Genomic DNA, 20,389 nt, shown 5'->3' with positions numbered 1-20,389 from the left:
ATGCGCGACACCCTCCTCATCGCCCTCTACGCCTTCCTCGGCGCGGTCGCGGCCGGGCTGCTCGGTGCCTTCGTGCTGCTGCTGATCCGGCGCCGCTCGCTCGCCCTGCACCTCACCGTCATCGCCGCCGTCGCGGTCACCGCGATGCTGGCGGGCACCCTGGCCGTCGCCCAGGCGATGTTCCTGTCCGGGCACGACCTGAGTGTGGTCACGACGGTCGTCTTCATGGCCGCCGTCGTCTCCCTGGTCACCGCCCTGCTGCTGGGCCGCTGGGTCGTCGCCCGCGGCCGTGAACTCGCCCGCGCCGCACGTTCGTTCGGCGACGGCGGTTCCTTCACCGCCCCCGTCGGTCCGGCGACCGCCGAACTGGAGGCGCTCAGCCGCGAGTTGGCCACCACCAGCGCCCGGCTGGCCGAATCCCGCGACCGGGAGCGGGCGTTGGAGACCTCACGCCGTGAACTCGTCGCCTGGATCTCCCACGACCTGCGTACCCCGCTCGCCGGCCTGCGCGCGATGTCCGAGGCCCTGGAGGACGGCGTCGCCGCCGACCCCGCCCGCTACCTCCGCCAGATCCGCACCGAGGTCGAGCGTCTCAACGACATGGTCGGCGACCTCTTCGAACTCTCCCGCATCCACGCCGGGACGCTGGCGCTGAGCCCGAGCCGGATCTCCCTGTACGACCTGGTCTCGGACGCGCTCGCGGGCGTGGATCCGCTGGCACGCGAACACGGCGTACGGCTGGTCGGGGACCGGGTGGCGGCCGTACCGGTCGAGGTGGACGGCAAGGAGATGAGCCGGGTCCTCGGCAACCTGCTCGTCAACGCCATCCGGCGCACACCCGCCGACGGCACGGTCGCGATCGCCGCCGAGCACCGCGCCGAGGGGGTCGTGCTGTCCGTCACGGACGGCTGCGGAGGCATCCCCGAGGAGGACCTGCCCCGCGTCTTCGACACCGGCTGGCGCGGCACCCACGCCCGCACCCCGCCCGCCGGGGCGGGCCTGGGCCTCGCCATCGTCCGCGGCATCGTCGAGGCCCACGAGGGCCGCGCCACCGTACAGAACGTCCCGGGCGGCTGCCGCTTCGAGGTACTGCTCCCGGCGACGGCTTCCTGAGCGGTCTCCCTGTGCGGGTCGCTTCCTGGGCCCGGGTGTCCGTGGCCCGGGGCAAAGGCGGTGCCGCCCGCGGCCGCTTTCCTTCGCGGGCGGCACCACCGGTCCACCGCGGGCTACGCGCCCCGCATGCCCGCGCCCGCGAACTCCCGCATCCCCTCGGCGAATCCGACCTCCGCCTTCCACCCCAGCTCCGCCCGCAGCCGCGCCGAGTCCGCCGTGATGTGCCGTACGTCCCCGAGACGGTACTCCCCCGTGACCACCGGCGAGGGGCCTCCGTAGGCATCCGCCAGCGCGTGCGCCATCTCGCCCACCGTGTGCGGATCGCCGCTTCCGGTGTTGTACGACGTGAGGGCGCCCGGGCACGAACCCGCCTCCAGCGCCGCCACGTTGGCCGCCGCCACATCCCGTACGTGGACGAAGTCCCGGCGCTGACGGCCGTCCTCGAAGACCCGGGGCGCCGCACCGCGGGCGAGCGCCGAGCGGAAGAAGGAGGCGACCCCGGCGTACGGGGTGTCGCGGGGCATGCCCGGGCCGTACACGTTGTGGTAGCGCAGCGCCACCGCCGAACCCCCCGTGGCCCGCGCCCAGGACGCCGCCAGATGCTCCTGGGCGAGCTTGGTCGTGGCGTACACGTTCCGCGGATCGACCGGCGCGTCCTCACCGACCAGTCCGGGGGAGAGCTCCGCGCCGCACTGAGGGCACGGCGGTTCGAAGCGCCCCGCGTCCAGGTCGGCGACGGCTCGCGGACCCGGCCGCACGGTCCCGTGCCGGGCGCAGGTGTAGCGGCCCTCGCCGTACACCACCATCGACCCGGCCAGCACCAGCCGCCGTACCCCCGCCTCGGCCAGCGCGGCGAGCAGCACCGCCGTACCGACGTCGTTGTGGGAGACGTACGCCGGGGCGTCGGCGAAGTCCACGCCCAGGCCGACCATCGCCGCCTGGTGGCACACGGCGTCCACGCCGGCCAGGGCGCCCCGGACGGCGGCGGCATCCCGTACGTCGGACGCCGGGTCGGTGCGGACGTCGTAGACGACGGGTTCGTGGCCGTGCGCCGTGAGCGCCTCGACGATCCGGGACCCGATGAAACCGGCACCGCCGGTGACCAGTACACGCATGTGCCCAAGCTAGGGCCGTGACCGGCCAGGAGGACCGGTCCGCGCCGTCACGTCACGGCTTCGTAAGACCCAGCGGGAACGACACCGTGAACTCCGTGGAGCCGGGCGCACTGGTCAGCTCGATCGTGCCGCCGTGCGCCCGGACCAGCGAGGCGGCCACCGCGAGGCCGAGCCCGCTGCCGCCCCGGTCCCGGCTGCGGGCCTTGTCGACGCGGTAGAAGCGGTCGAAGACCCGTTCCTGGTCGGCCGGCGGGATGCCCGGGCCCGCGTCCGCGATCCGCACGCGCGCGTGGCCGTCCCGTACCCGCACCCCGACCGAGACCTGGGTGCCCGCCGGAGTGTGCATGGCCGCGTTGGCGAGGAGGTTGTCGAGGACCTGGCGGACCCGCTGCGGGTCGAGCCGCAGCTTCAGTGCCTGCGGGCCCGGCGTCACCGTCAGCGGATGGTCCGGGTGACTCGCCCGGAACGCGTCGGCCGCGTGCTCCACCAGCTCGACCAGGTCCACCTCGGCGGCCCTGAGCGGGGTCTGAACCTCCGCCGCGTCCAGCCGGGCGAGCAGCAGCAGGTCGTCCAGGAGGAACCCCATGCGGGCGGCCTCGGCCCGCAGCCGGGCCAGGTGCTTGTCGCGCTCCTCGGGGGCGTTGGCGGCGGCGTACTGGAAGAGGTCCGCGTAGCCCCGTACGGACATCAGGGGCGTGCGCAGCTCGTGCGAGGCGTCCGCGACGAACCGGCGCAGCCGCTGCTCGGCCTCCGCGCGGACCGCGAGCGAGTCGTCGATGTGCTCCAGCATGGTGTTGAACGCGGTGCGCAGCTCCTCGACCTCGGGCCCGCCGCCCCGCTTGTCGGCGCGCAGCGGCAGCCGGGCCGCCGTCTCGGTGAGGTCGTGCGAGGCGATGCCGTGCGCGGTGGACGCCATGTCGCTCAGCGGCTGCAGACCGCGCCGCAGCAGCTTCCGGCCGATCAGCACGAGCACCAGCAGGGCCAGCCCGAACGCCACGACCTGGACGGTGATCAGCCGCCGTACGGTGTCGTCGATCTCGTCCATCGGGGCGGCGCTGACCAGCACCACCCCCGGCTCGACCTCACAGGCGCGCAGCCGGTAGTCGCCGACGCCCGCGAGGTGCTCGGTGCGCAGCAGCTCCGTGTGCGCGGCGGTCTGCGCCCCGGCCAGGGCGGTGAAGTCGGCGACGTCCTTCGGCAGGTCGCCGGCGTCCTCGGGCTTGCGGAGCGCGGGGGCGCCGTCCGTGACGTCGTACACGGCGTAGAACCAGCTGTAGTACTTCTTGCCCGTGAGCGTGCCGTAGTCCGCGATGCTCTTGGACTGGGCGATCTGGGCCTGCGCGAGCTGGGTGTCGAGCTGGGCCGACAGATAGTCCCGCATGTACGTCGTCAGCGCGGTGCCCACGACCCCGAACACCACCAGGGCCAGCACCCCGAGCCCGAGCGCCAGCCGGGTGCCGAGCCGCATCCGCCGGTACGCCGACCGCAGCCGCCCGATCACTCGGCCGCCTGCCGGATCACGTACCCGAAGCCCCGCACGGTGTGGATCAGCGGATCGCCGGTGTCGTCGAGCTTGCGGCGCAGTCGGCTGACGACCAGCTCGACGACGTTGGAGCGGCCGCCGAAGCCGTACTCCCACACATGGTCGAGGATCTGCGCCTTGGTGAGCACGGTCGGCGACTTGCGCATCAGGTACCGGAGCACCTCGTACTCGGTCGGGGTGAGCGTGAGCAGCTTGTCGCCGCGGCGCACCTCGCGGGTGTCCTCGTCCATCGTGAGGTCCGCGACCTGGAGCACCGAGCGCTGGAAGCCGGGTCCGGCGCTGCGCCGCAGCACGGTCCGCAGCCGGGCCATCAGCTCCTCCACAGCGAACGGTTTCACCAGGTAGTCGTCCCCGCCCCGGGTCAGCCCGGCCACCCGGTCGGCGACCGCGTCCCGCGCGGTGAGGAACACCACGGGCACCATCGTCCCCGAGCGGCGCAGCCGGTCCAGGACGCCGAAGCCGTCGATGTCGGGCAGCATGAGGTCGAGCACCACGATGTCGGGACGGAATTCGGCGGCACGGCTCAGCGCCTCCTCACCCGAGTTGGCGGTGACCGCCTCCCAGCCCTCGTAGCGGGCGACCGTCGCCACGAGATCGGCGATCGGCGGGTCGTCGTCCACGACGAGGAGTCGTACTTTTTCCACCTGCTCATAGTGCTTCACAGCCGCCGGAAAGCCAGAGCGGGATGGGCACCGAGAACATATCGATAAGCTCTTGAAAGTTGTACGACAGCTGATCGACAGCTCCCGCCGGAGAAGCTCGGTTACCCAGGCCCCGATCAAGGAGCTCCCTCCTGTGACGACCGTCCAATCGCCCCCCGCGCCCCCCACGGCGATAAAACGCCCCAGGGTGGTGGCCCGCACCGGGCTCTACGCCGTGCTGGCCGCCAACGCGGCCGTGGTCGCCTGGTTCTTCACCCAGGCGGGCTTCGCCTCCAACGCGCTCATCGTGCTCGGCCGCCTCACCGGCCTGTACGCCGCGCTCGTCATGGCCTTCCAGCTGGTCCTGGTGGCCCGGCTGCCCTGGCTCGACCGCCGCATCGGCATGGACCGGCTGACCTCCTGGCACCGCTGGACCGGCTTCGCCCTCCTGTGGACGCTCCTCGGGCACGTCGTCTTCATCGCCTTCGGCTACGCCGACGGCACCGACGTGGGCCCGATCGGCGAGATCGTCGACCTGGCCGAGACCACCGAGGGCGTGCTCCGCGCGGTTGTCGCGTTCTTCCTGATCCTCGTGATCGGCGCGGTCTCCGCCCGCTACGCCCGGCGCCGCCTCGCCTACGAGACCTGGCACTTCATCCACCTGTACACGTACGTGGCCGTGGTGCTGGCCTTCACCCACCAGGTCTCGGTCGGTACGACCTTCACGTCCTCGTCCGTCGCCACGGCCTACTGGTACGTCCTGTGGGGCGTCGCCCTCGGCTCGGTCGCCCTGGGCCGTCTCGTGCTCCCGCTGTGGCGGAACTGGCGCCACCAGTTCCGGGTCACCGCCGTCGTCCCCGAGAACGACAACGTCGTCTCGATCTACATCAGCGGCAAGGACCTCGACCAACTCCCCGCCCGGGCCGGACAGTTCTTCCTCTGGCGCTTCCTGACCGCCGACCGCTGGTGGCAGGCCAACCCCTTCTCGCTCTCCGCCGCCCCCGACGGAAGGACCCTGCGCCTGACCGCCAAGGCGGCCGGCGAGGGCAGCGCGGCCCTCAGGCACGTCAAGGTCGGCACCCGCGTCTTCGCCGAGGGCCCCTACGGAGCCTTCACCGCCCTGCACCGCACCCGGCCCGAGTCGGTGCTCATCGCCGGAGGAGTCGGCGTCACCCCGATCCGGGCCCTTCTGGAGGAGCTGGAGGGCCACGCCGTGGTCATCTACCGGGTCGGCTCCGACCGGGACGCCGTCCTCTACGACGAGCTGCGCGACCTGGCGATGGCCAAGGGCGCCGAACTCCACCTGGTCACCGGACCGCCGGTGCCCGACAAGCTGGCGGCGGGCGAACTGGCCCGCCTGGTGCCCGACATCGCCGAACGGGACGTCTTCCTGTGCGGACCGCCCCCCATGATGAACGCCGTGCTGGGCAGCCTGCGCGAGCTGAACGTGCCCAAGGCGCAGACCCACTTCGAGCGCTTCAGCCTGGCGGGATGAGGAAGACACCGTGAAACGAGCCATACCTGTCGTCGTCCTGAGCATCGCGGGCCTGGTGCCCGTGTGGCTGTACCAGCCCTCGGCCGGCTCCTCGACCGTCCAGGCCACCGCGCCGGCGCCCTCGTCCTCGTCCTCGTCCGGAACGTCCGGCACGAACGTGGTCACGACCACGACGATCGACACCGAGAAGGGCCCTGTACAGCTCCAGGTGACTTTCACCGGCACGAAGATCACCGCCGTGAAGATGCTCCAGCAGCCGGACCACCCGCAGACGACGGCCGCCGTGCCGAAACTGATCGCGGAGACGTTGGAGGCGCAGAGCGCGGACATCGACACCGTCTCCGGTGCGACCATCACCAGCGAGGCCTACAAGGAGTCCCTCCAGGCCGCGATCGACGACAACGCGAAGACGGCGTCGGCTTCCCCGTCGGCATCGGCGTCGGCCGCGCAGGAGTCGTCCAAGACCGTCGACGGCACCGCGGTCGACACGGAGAAGGGCACCGTCCAGGTACAGGTGACCTTCGAGGGCGACAAGATCAGTGCCGTCACCATGCTCCAGCAGCCGAACCACCCGCAGACGACGGCGGCCGTGCCGAAGCTGATCGCGGAGACGTTGGAGGCGCAGAGCGCGGACATCGACACCGTCTCCGGTGCGACCATCACCAGTGACGGCTACAAGGAGTCCCTCCAGGCCGCGATCGACGCGAAGGGCTGATCACCGCGATGCACCGGGTCGAACACGTCATGGGCTTCCCCGTCTCGCTGCGGGTCGACGACGAGGGCGTACCCGAGTCGGCGGCCGACGAGGTCTTCGCGTGGCTGCGCGAGGTGGACGCCCGGTTCAGCCCGTTCAAGGACGACAGCGAGGTGTCGCGGTACGACCGCGGCGAACTGTCCTGGGACGACTTGAGCACGGAGCTGCGCGAGGTCCTCGACCTGTGCGAGCACTACCGCCAGGCCACCGGCGGCGCCTTCGACGTACGGCTGCCCGGTCGCCGTCTCGACCCCTGCGCGGTGGTCAAGGGCTGGTCGGTGCAGCGCGCGGCGGAGCTGCTGGCTGCGGCGGGCGCCACGAGGTTCGTCCTGAACGCCGGCGGTGACGTGGTCGCCGCCGGCGGCCCCTGGCGGGTGGGCGTACGGCACCCCGAGCACGCCGACAAGCTGTGCACGGTGCTGTCGCTCACCGGCGGGGCGGTCGCGACGTCCGCCCGCTACGAACGCGGCGACCACATCCTCGACGGCCGCACCGGCCGCCCGGCGACGGGCCTGCTCAGCCTGACGGTCGTGGCGGCGACGCTGACCGACGCCGACTCGGTCGCCACGGCAGCCTTCGCCATGGGTCCCGAGGGCGTCGACTGGGCGGCCTCGCTGGACGGCTGCGAGGTCTTCGCGGTGGACGCCGGGCGACGAGTGCTGCGTACGCCTGGATTCCCCGCGGTTCCCGCGGACGCCTGAGCGGACATCAACGCAGGCGGGTGTCAGCCGACGTCGGAGGCGTCCAGACGGTACAGGCCGCTGTAGGCGCTCACCGCGGTGCCGTTCTTCTTGACCCAGGTGGAGATCTCGGAGTTCGAGGAGCCCTGGCCGGAGTCGCTGACGACGATGTAGTGCAACTTCCCGGACTTCACCAGGCTCTTGAGCTTGGCGAGGGTCATGGCGTCGTCGGAGCCGGACCAGCCGCCCATGGAGATCACCGGCCGGCCGGACTCCAGGATGATCGAGGAAGCGGTCTGGTCGGTGGCGACCGCGACCAGCCAGGTGGCGCCGTCCTGGTTCTGCTTCAGGTAGGTGATCATCGCGGAGGAGACCTCGGTCCCGCCCATGCCGCCACCGGTTCGGCCGGTCTGGGGCCGGCCCATGGAGCCGCTCGGGCGCCGGCCACTGCCCATGCCCTCACCCATACCGCCACCGGTGCTCGGACCGGCCGTCGGATTGGTGCCGTTGGTGCTGGAGCCGGCCGCCGACGCCGAGTACGCGGCGGGACCGGCGAGCAGGGCGACGACCGCGGCGAGGGCCGCGATGCCCGTCAGGCGCTGCCTCGTGGTGAACCGGCCGAGCAGCAGACCGATCACCGCGACCGCACCGGCGACCCCGGCCACGACCTCCGCGACCGTGTACAGCGTCCCGGAGCCGGAGACCCGCTGGAGCAGGACGACCGCCCACACCGTGCTGACCGCGATCGCCGCAGGCAGTACCCAGCTCCACTTCGCGGCCGACCCTTCCTGGAAGGCCTGGTGGAGTGTCACGCCGCCGATACCGGCCAGGGCGGCGATGCCGGGCGCCATGGCGGTGACGTAGTACGGGTGGAAGGTGCCCTCGGCGAGGGCGAAGGTCAGGTAGTGGAGGACGAACCAGCCGCCCCACAGCATCAGCGCCGCCCGCCTGGCGTCCGTACGGGGAGCCCGGCCGCGCAGCACCAGACCGCCGACCAGGGCGATCAGCGCGAAGGGGATCAGCCAGGAGATCTGGCCGCCCATGATGCTGTTGAACAGCCGGTACAGGCCCGCCTCACCGCCGAAGCTCGCGCCGTTGCCCTGCGAGCCGACCGAGGAACTCGCCCCGAAGATCCGGCCGAAGCCGTTGTAGCCGATGACCAGGTCCCACACGGTGTTGTCGGTCGAGCCGCCGATGTAGGGCCGGGAGGAGGCGGGGACGATGTCGACGACCACCATCCACCAGGCGCTGGAGACGACCAGGGCGACGGTGCCGACGGCGAGGTTGCGGACCCGGCGGCCGAGCGAGCCCTTGGCGGCCCACAGGTGGACGAGGAAGAAGGCCGGCAGGACGACGTACGCCTGCATCATCTTCGTGTTGAACGCGAAGCCGATCGCGACCCCGGACCACACCAGTGGCATCAGCCGGCCGGTGCGCACGGCCTTCATCAGCGCGGCTGCGCCGAGCAGCATCAGGAAGACCAGGACCGGGTCGGGGTTGGTGTCCCGGGTGATGGCGACGGTGATCGGCGTGAGGGTGAGCGCGAGTGCCGCGATCGTGCCCGCGACGGCGCCGAAGTCGCGCTTGACCATGCGGTACAGCAGCGCCACCGAGCCGGTGCCGACCGCCACCATCGGCAGCGTCAACTGCCAGGTGCCGTACCCGAAGACGCGGGCGGAGAGCCCCATCACCCACAGGGCGAACGGCGGTTTGTCGACGGTGATGAAGCTGCCGGAGTCGAGGGCGCCGAAGAAGAACGCCTTCCAGCTCTTCGTGCCGGAGTAGACGGCCGCGTCGTAGAAGGTGTTGCCGGTGACGGACGACAGGTTCCAGGCGTACAGCGCCGTGGCGAGCACCAGGATCGCCCAGAGGGCGGGGCGGGCCCAGCGCGGGTCCTTCGGGGCACCGGTCCGGCTGCGCGCGGCGGGCGGCGCGGGCGATGGGGCGAGGGTCGTCATGGCACGTACTCCAGGTCTCCGAGCGGTGGTTGCCATGACCATCGGGCCCGGTTCTGGGCGATCCCTGTGGCTTCACTGAACGGACGATGAGAATCAGGGGACTCACAGGAAGCTCATAGCGGAGCCGGATGCGGCACCTGGAAACGACGGTTGGCGCGGTACCGGGACGGTTATATTCCTGGGAACTGAGACGGGCCGCCGGGGGCGGAGGCAGCAACGGGGGAAGCATGGAGGACGACAAGGCCGCGATCGTTTTCGTTCATGGGCTGTTCTCCTCGTCCGAAACCTGGCGCGACCTCAACGCACAGTTATCGGGGATGCCCGAAATTGCACGGGGTTTCGATTTACTTCTCTTCGACTACGCGACCCCTCGCGCGTCGTTCAATCCGCTGCGCAAAATACCGACCCTCGACACCGTCGCCGAGAGCCTGCGGAGTTATCTCGACAGTCAGCCGATCTCCCATCAGCGCCTGGTCTTCGTCACCCACAGCCAGGGCGGACTCGTGGTCCAGCGGTATCTGTCGAGGATGCTCGCGGAAGGGCGGGGCTGGGAACTCGCCCGAATCCGGCGCGTGGTGATGTTCGCCTGCCCCAACAACGGCTCGGAACTCCTCCTGTTGGTGCGCCGCAGTCTCAGGGGCGGCATCGTCAACATCCAGGAGCGCGAACTGCGGCCGCTCCAGGCTTCGGTGCAGGAAGCCCAGCGCAGGGTCGTGACGGGCATCGTCCACGCCCAGTACGTGTCGAGCGACCGCTGCCCCATTCCGTTCATGTCCTACGCCGGGGAGAGCGACAACGTGGTCTCGCACTCCTCGGCCGTGAGCGTCTTCCCCGAGGCCGCCGTACTGCCGGGAGACCATTTCTCCATCATCAAGCCGGGCCTGGACGGACGGCTGGTACGCGCCCTGCGGAACGATCTGGACAAGGCCCTGGGTGAGCCCTTTCCCGAGGAGTCCGTTTCCGGCGCTCCCACCCATGCGCAATCGGGAGCGCGGGGCGAGGAGTTCCTGGCAGAACACCAGATGTTCGGACCCGTGGTCGTCCGGACCGGCGATTCCACCACCCCGTTCTTCATTCACGGCGGCCCGCTGGAACGGCTTTCCGGAATCGACATCATCGTGTCGTCGGAGAACATCTACCTGCAGATGTCCCAGTTCTTCAAAGCCTCGACCTCGGGCAGTCTGCGCCGGGCCGCCGCCGTCAAAGGGGACGGGGGCGAGATCCTGGAGGACGTGGCGGGGGACAGCCTCATCGCGTGGCTGCGTGCCCACGCCCGCTACGGACTTCCGGTCCTGGAGGGCACGGTCGCGCCGACTCCCTCGGGCGCGCTCCGTGAACGCCGCGTCCAGCGCATCTACCACGCGGCCGTCGTCACCCCCGTGGACGGCACCGGGGACTACACCGTCAACCCGCGCGCCATCACACGGGCCACGCACAACATCTTCGAGCTGGCCCGCAAGGAGCGCCGCGACCTGAAACTGCCCCTCAGTTCCATCTGTCTGCCCCTGCTCGGGTCCGGACGCGGCGACATCACGCTCTCGCGGAGCTTCGAACTCGTCTGGGGCGCGCTGATGGACGAGCTGTCCGACGACGGCTCGTGGAGCATCCACTTCGCCGCCCGCAGAAGCAGCAGCTTCGACCTGATCAAGAAGCTGCTGCTGGCCAAGAAGGCGGAGAACGAGGCCGGGTAGACGTGCGTCGCGCTGTTGTGCCGATCCACCGGCTGTACCGTTGGCTCATGGAGAGCGCCGACGGCGACGACGGGGCCGCGTCCTGGAAACCGGCCGCGGTCGCCAGTGCTCTGTGCTTCGCCCACATCGACGACAGGTGTCTGGAAGCAGAGCTCCAGGGCTCGTCGTTCGAGGGCGCATGCACCTTCTGCCCCGACGCCGGGTGCCCGCCGGTGCGGGTCGTCCTCCTACCCCGGCTCGCCGAGACGGTCCTTCTCGCGCTGTCCGGCTTCGGCTGCCCGGCCGACACCGCCGTGGAGTGGACGGACGCCGACTCCCACAAGGTGCCGCCCGATCCGGCCCAGGCGGTCGCGGAGGCCTGTGACCCGGTGCTTGACCCGGACGTGCTCACCGCTGTCCAGGAGTACATCGACCAACGCAGGTGGGACGGTACCCCCATCCCGTTCGCGCCCCGCTCCCGCACGGTGCAGGACAGCTGGGAGGGTTTGTGCCGGACGGTGGCCGAACGCGACCTCGGCTTACCCGACCGGGTCCGCCTCGAATCCCTCATGGGCCGGATCGCCGGCATCGTCCGCGACGAGAACCTGATCAAGCGCCTCGACGCGGGTGTGAGGATCTGGCGCGGCCGGATGCGCTCGGACCGGACACCCCCTGGCTACCGCGCCGTAGACATCGGCTCGGTACCCCCCGAACGCGCGGCGGAGAACCGTATGAGCCGTGCCGGAGTGCCGTTGTTCTACGGCTCCTCCGCCGTCGGTACGGCCGTCGTGGAGATCTCCGCCCGCGACAACCGCCCCTTCGCCGCCGTCGCCGCCTTCGAGACCACCCGGCCGCTACGGCTCCTCGACCTCGTCGACATCCCCGAGCCGCCGAGCCTGTTCGACCGGAGGCAGGCCGCCCGCCGCGACTCCCTCGTCTTCCTCCAGGACTTCGCCAGGGACCTCAGCAGGCCGGTCTTCTACGACGGCCGTAAGCACCGTGACTACCGGCCCACCCAGTACCTCACCGACTACGTCCGCCAGTCCACCGAACTCGGCGTCGACGGCATCCGCTTCCGCTCCGCGCACAACGGCGGCGTGAACTACGCCCTCTTCGTCGACGCCGCCCACTGTCTGGAGCCCGAGGCCGACGGCCAGGGCACCCTGCGCCTGATCAAGGGCTCCGAGCGGGTCGAAGACCTCGGCCGCGATGACGTAACACAAGCCGTCTAGACTCTGCCGGACGGCCTGCAGGATCGGCCGAATGCGGACAACTTCTGCCAGACCCGAAGGGTATTCGGCGCTTTGATACGGATAGATTCAGTCACCAAGCGGTACCCGGACGGCACGGTGGCGGTCGACCGGCTCTCGTTGGAGATACCCGACCGCTCGATCACGGTCCTCGTCGGCCCCTCGGGCTGCGGCAAGACGACTACCCTGCGCATGATCAACCGGATGGTCGAGCTCAGCGAGGGCACCATCCTCATCGACGGCAAGGACAGCAGGCAGCAGCCGGTCAACACGCTGCGCCGGTCCATGGGTTACGTCATCCAGAACGCCGGTCTCTTCCAGCACCGCACGATCGTGGACAACATCGCCACCGTGCCCCGGATGCTGGGCTGGGGGAAGGAAAAAGCACGGACGCGGGCCCGGGAGCTGATGGAGCGGGTCGGGCTCGACGCCTCGCTCGCCAAGCGGTACCCCTACCAGCTCTCCGGCGGACAGCAGCAGCGCGTCGGGGTCGCCCGGGCGCTCGCCGCCGATCCGCCGGTGCTGCTCATGGACGAGCCGTTCTCCGCCGTCGACCCCGTCGTACGCAAGGGGCTCCAGGACGAACTCCTGCGCATCCAGGACGAGTTGGGCAAGACCATCGTCTTCGTCACCCATGACATCGATGAGGCCGTCAAGCTCGGCACGATGGTCGCCGTGATGCGCACCGGCGGCAAGCTCGCCCAGTACGCGCCGCCCGCCGAACTGCTCTCCCACCCCGCCGACGCCTTCGTCGAGGACTTCCTCGGCGCCGACCGGGGCATCCGGCGGCTCTCCTTCTTCACCTCCGCGGGCCTCCGACTGCTCACCGGGCCGGTCGTCGCGGTCGACGCCACCGCCGAGCAGATCGCCGGGCGGGAGACCTCGGATGCCCCCTATCTCCTCGTCACGGACGTGGACGGCAAGCCCCTGGGGTGGAGCGAGCGTGGCGACCTGACCGCAGGAAGCGTCGACGTCGGGCAACTCCTGCCGTACGGGCGGCCGTTCGTCCCCGGTACCGACTCGCTGCGGGCCGCCCTGGACTGTGCGGTGCTCTCGCCCACAGGGTGGGCCGTCGGCGTCGACGCGGACGGGCGGGTGGCCGGGGTGGTCTCCCAGCAGGCCATCGGCGAGGCGATCCGCGGGGCGCACGCCGAAGGCCGTACGGACTCCAAGGTTGGCCCGTGAACGGCTTCTTCGACATACCCAGCGACCTCCAGCACAGCTGGCTCGGGCTCGTCGGGCTGCACCTCAGGGAAGCCCTGCTGCCGGTCCTCGCCGGACTGGTGATCGCGCTGCCGCTGGCCCAACTGTGCGTGCGGTTCCGCTGGTTGTACCCGCCGGTGCTGTGGGTGACGACCGTGCTCTACGCCATCCCCTCGCTGGCGTTCTTCGTCATCCTCATCGACTACACCGGCCAGACCGAGCTCACGGTGATGATCCCGCTCACCGTGTACACCCTCGTCGTCCTCGTGCCGGCGATCGTCGACGGGGTCCGCTCGGTGCCGCAGGAGACGCTCGCCGCGGCCACCGCCATGGGCTTCGGGCCCGTACGCCGTTACGTCCAGGTGCAGTTGCCGATCGCCGTGCCCGCCATCATCGCGGGACTCAGGGTGGCGACCGTGTCCAGCATCAGCCTCGTGAGCGTCGGCGCCCTCATCGGCAACCAGGGCGCGCTCGGCAACCTCATCAACGACGCGAACATCTACAACCGCCCCGAACTCGCCGTGAACGCCGTGGTCAGCATGGCGGGCCTGGCGATCCTCGCCGACGGACTGCTGGTGGTCGTACGCCGTCTGCTGACCCCGTGGATGCCGAGCGGTACCCGCAAGCGGCGCGCGGTGCGGCCCGAACCGGAGGGCGCGGCCCTGTGAACGTCCTGAACTTCATCAACGCCTTCTTCAGCGACAGCGCCCACTGGCAGGGCTACGACGGCATACCCACCCGGATGGGGGAGCACGTCCAGTACACCCTGGAGGCGCTCGCCATCGCCGTGGCGATCGGGCTGCCGGTCGGTCTGGTCACCGGGCACTTCGGGCGGGGCGGCAACACGCTGGCCCTCATCGCGGTCGCGGGGCGGGCCCTGCCCACCTTCGGTCTGCTGGTGCTGATGACCCTGTCGCTCGGGTTCGGTCTGGTGAACGTGATGATTCCGCTGGTCGTGCTGGCCGTGCCGCCGATCCTGGTCACCACGTACGAGGCGATGCGCTCGGTGGACCCGGCGCCGGTGGACGCGGCGCGCGGCATGGGGATGCACGGGGTGGAGGTCCTCTTCCGGGTCGAGCTTCCCGTGGCTCTTCCGCTGATCCTGGGAGGGATCCGCTCGGCCGCCATCCAGATCGTGTCGACGGCCACGATCGCCGCGTACGTCTCTCTCGGCGGCCTCGGGCGGTACATCGTGGACGGCCTCTACCAGCGCAACTACGAGAAGGTCGTCGGCGGCGCGACACTGGTCGCCGCCCTGGCGCTGGCCACACTGGCGCTGTTCTGGGGGATCACCAGGCTCACCGTGTCGCGCGGGGTGCTCAGGAGCAACTGAGCGACGGGCCGGGGAGTTGCCCCCGGCCCACCTCAAGCCTCGGTGCGGGCCAGCGCTTGTTCCAGCACCACCAACAACGCGTCCCGCACCGAACCCCGCTCCCTCGCGTCGAAGACGATCACCGGGACCCGGTCGTTGACGTCCAGGGCCCAGCGGACCTCGTCCAGGGTGTGTTCGACCCTGCCGTCGAAGGCGTTGACGGCGACCGCGAACGGGATCTGCTTGTGCTCGAAGTAGTCGACCGCGGCATAGCAGTCGTCGAGGCGGCGGGTGTCGACGATGACCAGGCCGCCGACCGCGCCCTCGACGATGTCGTCCCACATGAACCCGAAGCGCTCCTGGCCCGGCGTGCCGAACAGGTACAGCTTCAGGGTCGGGTCGACGGTGATGCAGCCGAAGTCCATCGCGACCGTGGTCGTGGTCTTGCGCGGGGTGTGGCTGAGGTCGTCCACACCCGCGGCGACCTCGGTGATGGCGGCCTCGGTGGTCAGCGGCTCGATCTCGGAGATCGAGCCGACCGCGGTGGTCTTGCCCACCCCGAAGCCGCCCGCGATCACCATCTTGACCGGCAGCGGCGGTCGTACGGCGGCGGAGGGCGCGGCCGAGGGCCGGGTGACCGGTTCAGTCGGTGTCACGGAGTACCCCTCGTGAGTCGGGGATGGCACGCAGGCCGTCGATGAGCCTGCGCAGGACGGAGGCGTCGTGGGTGACGCCGGTGTCGGGCACGTGCACCGTCAGCTGTCCCGCCGTACGCAGGTCCTCGGCGAGGATCCTGACCACGTTCAGGTGCAGCCGCAGCCGGGCCGCGATCTCCGCGATGGACTGCGGGATCCGGCACGCGGCGACGATGTCGTGCTGTTCGAAGGCGAGCCGGTCGAGCACGGCGAGTCCCTCGGCGGTGGCCACCACCTGGGTCTCGACGGGCATCGTCCGGCCGGACGGATCGGGTGCCACCCGGCCGGCGGTGACGAGGAACGGCCGTACGGCGGGCACAAGGCCGCCCGGCTCCGGGTCCGGAGGCGTGCTGCCGTCCGCCATGACTGCGCTTCCTCCTCGGTCAGCGCTTCGACGTGGCGCCGACGCTGTTCTTCAGTTCCAGCACGAGCTGGGGGCTGAGCGCGCTGCCGGCACGGTTCGCGAACAGCGTCATCTCGTACGCGATGTTGCCGAGCTTGGCCTCCTTGTCGGTGACGACGCCGAGCACGGCGCCGCTGCCGATCGCGGAGACCAGGACATGGCCGCCCTCCAGGTCGATGATGACCTTGTTGAGGCCGCCGAGTCCGTAGTTGCCGGAGGCGCCGGCGGCCAGGCTCGTGATGCCGGAGACGATCGCGGCCAGGCGCTCGGAGTCCGCGGGCTCGCGCAGCTCCGACACGGCGATGAGCAGCCCGTCCGAGGACACGGCGATGGCGTCGACGACGCCCGCGGTCTCCGTCGCGAAACGGTTCAGCAGCCAGGTGAAGTCGGCTGCGGCGGCCTGCAGGTCGGCGGGCGTGGTGCCTTCCGTAGGCGTGTCACCTGTGGACGTGCTCACTGCTCCGCTCCTTCCGGGGAGTGGTTCTGGTTGTGCGGGGGGTTGGATGCGGTCTGGTGGGTTTCCACGTCGGCTCTGTCGTCCGCGAACACCGGTCTGGTGTGGCTGCCGGTCTCGCTGTCCCGGTGGGCGCGCTCCACGGCCGCCTCGAACTCGTCGAGAGCGTCGCGTACGGCCTCGGCGTCGACGGGCTGGAGCGGAGCCGTCTTCTGTGCGGCCTCGGCGCCGACGGTGGTGCGCAGGGTGGCACCGCGGACGCGGCGGCGCAGCGGGCGGGCAGCCTCGCCGCCCTCGCCGTTCCCGGGTTCCTCGCCGATGCGGGCCTTCGGGACGAACGGGGCTGTGGGGGAGGAGGGTTCGCTGTCGCGGTGGGGGACCCGGCGAGGCAGCGGGGCGTGATCGCCGTCGCCGGAAGCCGCTCCTGTGACGCCGGGCTCGGTGGCCTCGGTACCCCGGGCCACCGGGCCGGTGGGCGCCTCCTGGCCGGAGTCGGGCCGTACGGCCGTAGGACCTGTTGTTCGGGCCGGATCCGGGGGCGGTGTCGTGTCCGGGCCGGTGTCCGAGGCCCAGGCCGGTACCGGGCGTGTCCCCGCGCCGGAGTCCGTCCCCGCCGCCGTCGAGGCGCCGGCGGCGACCGTCACCGGGCTCATCGTCAGCAGGAGGGAGGAGGGGATGGTCACCTCGGCCGTGACGCCGCCTCCCGGGGTGCGGGAGAGGGCCACGCTCACCTCCCAGCGGCGCGCGAGCGTGCCGACCACGAACAGGCCGAGGACCTTCGTCGGGACCAGGTCGAGGCGTTCGCGGCGGATGAGGCGGGCGTTCTCCTCCTCCAGGCGCTCGGCGCTCATGCCGAGACCGTGGTCGGAGATCACGACCAGCGCGCCCTCGTGGCTGTCCTTGACAATGACCTCGACGGGGCTGCCCGCGGGCGAGAACGCCACGGCGTTCTCGACGAGTTCGGCCACCATCAGTGTGAGGTCGCCGATGATGTCGGGCTCGACCATGACCTCTGTCGCGGCCTGGAGCGAGACCCGCTGGAAGCCCTCGATCTGGCCGAGCGCGGCCCGCACGACGTTGGTGAGGGCGAGCGGCCCGGAGTCGAGGACCGTCTCCCGGATGCCGGCCAGCAGCATCAGGCTGTCGGCGTTGCGGCGCAGCCGGACCGCGATGTGGTCGATGGAGTAGAGGCGTTCGAGGAGCGCCGGGTCGGTCTCGCCGCGCTCGACCGCGTCGATCAGGGCCAGCTGCCGGGTGGTGAGGTTGCTGACCCGGCGGCCCACGTTGCCGAACATCTCGGCGACGTTGCGGCGGCTGAGCACCTGGCGTTCGAGGAGCGCGAGCGACGTGGTCTGCACCTGGTTGAACACGTCGGCGAGGTCACCGATCTCGTCCTTCGCGGTGACCGGCATCTCCCGGAGCCGCGGCGGGCCGTCGTCCTCGGCGTCGTCGTCGGCCACGCGGGCGAGCTCACGGCCCGCCACCTGGGCGACCTCCTTGGCGGCACCGGTCAGCGCCTGCACCGGGCGCACCACCGAGCGTCGTACGGCGACCGAGAAGGCCAGCCAGAGCACGAAGCCGAGGAGGGCGGAGCCGAGCAGCCAGATCGCGTTCGAGCGCGCGTCCCGGGAGGCGGTGTCGGCGCGGTCGGCGATCTGGTCGATCAGCGAGGTGGTGGTCTTGAGCCGGGTCCGCGCCTGGGTGCGGTAGTCCGGGTAGGAGTCGAGCGCCGTCTGGAAGGCGGCCTTGATCTCGGACTGGCTCTCCGCCTGGAGCGAGCTGGGGTCGATCTGGAGCTCGGCGTACTGCCGGGCGATCGTCGCCTGGGCGGTGTTGTGCTCGATGTCGCCGAGCTCCTCGGACTGCGCCGGGGTCGCGAACCGGCCGAAGCGCTCGACCTGGTGGGTGTACTCGTCGTAGGAGCCGATCGCGCCGATCAGCTCGATGAGGGCGTTGGAGTCACCGGTCGTAGCGGAGAAGACACCGGTCTCGAAGGCGCCGTGCGCGGCGTCGGCGCGCAGCAGGGAGTCGAGGAGGTTGCCGGTGAAGGTGGCGGCGAGGGCGGGGTTGCGGTCGAGTCCGAGGCCGTCGATCAGGCCCTTGGCCGCGTCGCTGTAGGCCGGGTCGATGTTGTCGGCCGGCAGATAGGCCTTCTCGATGGTGTTGCGCAGGTCCTCCAGACCGTTGACCTCGCGCAGCGCCTGGGCCTCCTCCTCCGGCAGCCGGTCGTCGAAGGTCGTGCGGACCACCTCGACCTGGTTGTCCACGCGGGTCTGGGCCTCGCGGTAGGCGGTCTGCGAGGGGGTGTCGCCGGCCCGGTTGGACTGGTGGCGCACGGAGAGCAGTACGGCCTGCTGGTGCTCGGCCTCCAACTGCCCGACCAGCTTGGCCACCTGGGCGCTGTCCCGAACCAGCTGGGCCGCGTCCGCCGCGTCGTCGGACTGGCCGACCTGGTCGGCGAAGAGATAGGCCAGCAGCGCGGTGACCACCGCGAGGGGCACACCCACCAGGATGTTCAGCTTGCGTCGGAAGGGCCAGCGCTCGGCGAAGTCCCGTATGCCCCGTATACCGCTGCCACGGGTGCCGCCCCGGGCCGGCGACGGTGCCGACCGGGTGGACGCGCCCACCTCGTTCGTGGACACCAGCCCTCCTTCGTGGGTGTCTCGGCCGGCGCGCGCGGACGCGCATGACCGATTCTGATCGCTACGGGACGGTGCATAGGGACACCTGAGTGGCTCCTGCACGCCTGTGTGACCGGCGCCAACTTCGGCGAGACTACAGGCTCTTCGGACAGCGCTTGCCGCCGCCCTGAGTCAAGAATCCGTTACAACCTGTCGGCCATCCGGCGTGCCGGTTTCGCTCTTCCTTCACAACCGACCGCGGACTGGCGTCAATTGTGACCGGTCTGGTCTTGACTGACCGAGAACCGGCTGGATTGGATCAGTGCAAGGGCTTCCCCACGCGAACGCCCCTGAACCACCTTGCGCCCCCTGAGTTCCGGAACGGGAATCGTGACTATCACCGCCGCACACCGCAGGTCCATACGGAAGAACCCCGGCGTGGCCGCCGTCGCGCTCGCCGCCGCCACGGTCCTGCTGGCGGGATGCGGGTCCTCCGACGACACCTCCGACCCGCTCTCCGAGGACACCGCGGGCGCCGGCAGCGGCGACACCGTCGTCGTCGGCTCCAACAACTTCGCCGAGAGCATCCTGCTCGCCGACATCTACGGCGAGGCCCTGAAGGCCAAGGGCGTCAAGGTCACCTACAAGCCCAACATCGGCAGCCGCGAGACCACCTACGGCCTGCTGAAGAACGGCTCCATCACCGTCCTTCCCGAGTACAACGGCTCGCTCCTCGCCTACCTGGACAAGGACGCGAAGCAGGAGTCGGCCGAGGCCGTGAACGCCGGGGTCAAGGCCAAGCTCGACTCCAAGCTGACGCTGCTCGACTCGGCGCCGGCGGAGGACAAGGACTCGGTCACCATCAACGCGGACACCGCGAAGAAGTACAACCTGACCTCCGCGTCCACGCTCGCCGACCTCAAGGACATCGCCCCGGACCTGGTCATCGGCGGCTCCCCGGAGTTCCAGACCCGGCAGCAGGGTCTGCTGGGCCTCGAGTCCGAGTACGGCCTGAAGTTCAAGTCCTTCAAGGCGCTCGACGCGGGCGGCCCGCTGACCCAGGCGGCGCTGAAGAAGAACACCGTGCAGGCCGCGGACATCTTCACGACCGACCCGACCATCACCAAGGAGAAGTTCGTCGTCCTCCAGGACCCGAAGAACCTCTTCGGCTTCGCGAACGTGACCCCGCTGGTCTACAAGTCCGGTCTCTCCTCGGAGGGCGTCGCCGCGCTCAACGCGGTCTCGGCCAAGCTGGACACCAAGGCGCTCCTCGACATGGACTCCCAGGTCCAGCTGGAGAACAAGGACCCGCTGGACGTGGCGAAGGCCTGGCTGAAGACGAACGGCCTGGGCTGACCGCGGTCGGCGACCGGCGCGGGCGCCCGCCTCCACGGGGAGGGCCCGCGCTGGTCACGCCGGCCGGACCGGCAGTTCGCCCCGCCGTGGGCCCGGGCGCCCGGGCACCCCGCCGTGGGCCCGGGC

At 70.7% G+C, this 20,389-nt stretch carries 18 protein-coding genes; 10 read left to right on the top strand and 8 right to left on the bottom strand.

All coding sequences use genetic code 11. The features are described from left to right. Positions 1-1,113: a HAMP domain-containing sensor histidine kinase gene (locus AB0D34_RS06285; protein ID WP_362657262.1), complete on the top strand. Its 1,113-nt coding sequence runs from the start codon at positions 1-3 to the stop codon at positions 1,111-1,113. A gap of 113 nt (positions 1,114-1,226) precedes the next feature. Here the strand turns inward: AB0D34_RS06285 and AB0D34_RS06280 are convergent, their stop codons facing one another. The 3 genes from AB0D34_RS06280 to AB0D34_RS06270 are packed head-to-tail and all read right to left on the bottom strand — an operon-like array spanning position 1,227 to position 4,415. Beyond that, a complete protein-coding gene (locus AB0D34_RS06280; RefSeq protein WP_362657259.1) occupies positions 1,227-2,228 on the bottom strand; it encodes an NAD-dependent epimerase/dehydratase family protein in 1,002 nt (333 codons plus the stop codon). Between the two features lie 52 nt (positions 2,229-2,280). Further along, a complete protein-coding gene (locus tag AB0D34_RS06275; RefSeq protein ID WP_362657256.1) occupies positions 2,281-3,729 on the bottom strand; it encodes a HAMP domain-containing sensor histidine kinase in 1,449 nt (482 codons plus the stop codon). Continuing rightward, complete coding sequence (locus AB0D34_RS06270; RefSeq protein ID WP_362657254.1) at positions 3,726-4,415, bottom strand: response regulator transcription factor; 690 nt, start codon at positions 4,413-4,415, stop codon at positions 3,726-3,728. The genes AB0D34_RS06275 and AB0D34_RS06270 overlap by 4 nt, the downstream gene beginning before the upstream one ends. Before the next feature lie 151 nt (positions 4,416-4,566). On the opposite strand from AB0D34_RS06270, the gene AB0D34_RS06265 reads away from it, so the two are divergent. Genes AB0D34_RS06265 through AB0D34_RS06255 form a run of 3 tightly spaced genes read left to right on the top strand, consistent with a single transcriptional unit; the run spans position 4,567 to position 7,362 of the window. Next, on the top strand, positions 4,567-5,907 hold the full coding sequence (locus AB0D34_RS06265; RefSeq protein WP_362657251.1) for a ferredoxin reductase family protein: 1,341 nt from the start codon (positions 4,567-4,569) through the stop codon (positions 5,905-5,907). A gap of 10 nt (positions 5,908-5,917) precedes the next feature. Next, positions 5,918-6,622, top strand: a complete 705-nt coding sequence (locus AB0D34_RS06260) for an FMN-binding protein (RefSeq protein WP_362657248.1) — start codon at positions 5,918-5,920, stop codon at positions 6,620-6,622. Positions 6,623-6,630: 8 nt separating this feature from the next. Further along, complete coding sequence (locus AB0D34_RS06255; RefSeq protein ID WP_362657245.1) at positions 6,631-7,362, top strand: FAD:protein FMN transferase; 732 nt, start codon at positions 6,631-6,633, stop codon at positions 7,360-7,362. A 23-nt stretch (positions 7,363-7,385) separates the two neighbouring features. Here AB0D34_RS06255 and AB0D34_RS06250 read toward each other — a convergent pair whose 3' ends face one another. After that, positions 7,386-9,299: a glycosyltransferase family 39 protein gene (locus AB0D34_RS06250; protein ID WP_362657242.1), complete on the bottom strand. Its 1,914-nt coding sequence runs from the start codon at positions 9,297-9,299 to the stop codon at positions 7,386-7,388. Positions 9,300-9,526: 227 nt separating this feature from the next. Between AB0D34_RS06250 and AB0D34_RS06245 the strand changes: the two genes are divergently transcribed. The 5 genes from AB0D34_RS06245 (at position 9,527) to AB0D34_RS06225 (ending at position 14,755) form a co-directional block, all read left to right on the top strand. After that, positions 9,527-10,990: an alpha/beta fold hydrolase gene (locus AB0D34_RS06245; RefSeq protein WP_362657239.1), complete on the top strand. Its 1,464-nt coding sequence runs from the start codon at positions 9,527-9,529 to the stop codon at positions 10,988-10,990. Between the two features lie 47 nt (positions 10,991-11,037). Then, entirely contained in the window at positions 11,038-12,201 is a 1,164-nt protein-coding gene (locus AB0D34_RS06240; protein ID WP_362657236.1) for an RES family NAD+ phosphorylase, read from the top strand. Between the two features lie 72 nt (positions 12,202-12,273). Beyond that, positions 12,274-13,404 carry an ABC transporter ATP-binding protein gene (locus AB0D34_RS06235; RefSeq protein ID WP_362657233.1) on the top strand — a complete coding sequence of 377 codons (1,131 nt, stop codon included), beginning with the start codon at positions 12,274-12,276 and terminating at the stop codon, positions 13,402-13,404. Continuing rightward, positions 13,401-14,090 (top strand): ABC transporter permease, encoded by a 690-nt coding sequence (locus tag AB0D34_RS06230; RefSeq protein WP_362657230.1) that lies wholly within the window; start codon positions 13,401-13,403, stop codon positions 14,088-14,090. The genes AB0D34_RS06235 and AB0D34_RS06230 overlap by 4 nt, the downstream gene beginning before the upstream one ends. Then, positions 14,087-14,755: an ABC transporter permease gene (locus tag AB0D34_RS06225; RefSeq protein WP_362657227.1), complete on the top strand. Its 669-nt coding sequence runs from the start codon at positions 14,087-14,089 to the stop codon at positions 14,753-14,755. Before AB0D34_RS06230 ends, AB0D34_RS06225 begins: the two co-directional genes overlap by 4 nt. A gap of 32 nt (positions 14,756-14,787) precedes the next feature. Here AB0D34_RS06225 and AB0D34_RS06220 read toward each other — a convergent pair whose 3' ends face one another. Genes AB0D34_RS06220 through AB0D34_RS06205 form a run of 4 tightly spaced genes read right to left on the bottom strand, consistent with a single transcriptional unit; the run spans position 14,788 to position 18,928 of the window. Continuing rightward, complete coding sequence (locus AB0D34_RS06220) at positions 14,788-15,390, bottom strand: ATP/GTP-binding protein (RefSeq protein WP_362657225.1); 603 nt, start codon at positions 15,388-15,390, stop codon at positions 14,788-14,790. Then, a complete protein-coding gene (locus AB0D34_RS06215; protein ID WP_362657222.1) occupies positions 15,377-15,793 on the bottom strand; it encodes a DUF742 domain-containing protein in 417 nt (138 codons plus the stop codon). Before AB0D34_RS06215 ends, AB0D34_RS06220 begins: the two co-directional genes overlap by 14 nt. Positions 15,794-15,812: 19 nt before the next feature. Next, positions 15,813-16,289, bottom strand: a complete 477-nt coding sequence (locus tag AB0D34_RS06210) for a roadblock/LC7 domain-containing protein (protein ID WP_362657219.1) — start codon at positions 16,287-16,289, stop codon at positions 15,813-15,815. Continuing rightward, positions 16,286-18,928, bottom strand: coding sequence for a sensor histidine kinase (locus tag AB0D34_RS06205; protein ID WP_362657216.1), 2,643 nt, complete (start codon positions 18,926-18,928; stop codon positions 16,286-16,288). The genes AB0D34_RS06210 and AB0D34_RS06205 overlap by 4 nt, the downstream gene beginning before the upstream one ends. Positions 18,929-19,297: 369 nt before the next feature. Here AB0D34_RS06205 and AB0D34_RS06200 point away from each other — a divergent pair, with 369 nt between their 5' ends. After that, a complete protein-coding gene (locus AB0D34_RS06200) occupies positions 19,298-20,263 on the top strand; it encodes an ABC transporter substrate-binding protein (protein ID WP_362657213.1) in 966 nt (321 codons plus the stop codon). The last annotated feature ends 126 nt before the right edge of the window (positions 20,264-20,389 follow it).

Origin of the sequence: Streptomyces sp. NPDC048420 (assembly GCF_040651535.1) — a bacterium.
GTDB lineage: Bacteria > Actinomycetota > Actinomycetes > Streptomycetales > Streptomycetaceae > Streptomyces.
This window is presented reverse-complemented; position numbering and strand designations above follow the sequence as displayed.

Excerpts from the sequence above, each read along its gene's own strand:
- AB0D34_RS06215 (WP_362657222.1), bottom strand. The coding sequence starts at position 15,793 with ATGGCGGACGGCAGCACGCCTCCGGACCCGGAGCCGGGCGGCCTTGTG.
- AB0D34_RS06280 (WP_362657259.1), bottom strand. The coding sequence starts at position 2,228 with ATGCGTGTACTGGTCACCGGCGGTGCCGGTTTCATCGGGTCCCGGATC.
- AB0D34_RS06240 (WP_362657236.1), top strand. The coding sequence starts at position 11,038 with ATGGAGAGCGCCGACGGCGACGACGGGGCCGCGTCCTGGAAACCGGCC.
- AB0D34_RS06250 (WP_362657242.1), bottom strand. The coding sequence starts at position 9,299 with ATGACGACCCTCGCCCCATCGCCCGCGCCGCCCGCCGCGCGCAGCCGG.
- AB0D34_RS06285 (WP_362657262.1), top strand. The coding sequence starts at position 1 with ATGCGCGACACCCTCCTCATCGCCCTCTACGCCTTCCTCGGCGCGGTC.
- AB0D34_RS06245 (WP_362657239.1), top strand. The coding sequence starts at position 9,527 with ATGGAGGACGACAAGGCCGCGATCGTTTTCGTTCATGGGCTGTTCTCC.
- AB0D34_RS06255 (WP_362657245.1), top strand. The coding sequence starts at position 6,631 with ATGCACCGGGTCGAACACGTCATGGGCTTCCCCGTCTCGCTGCGGGTC.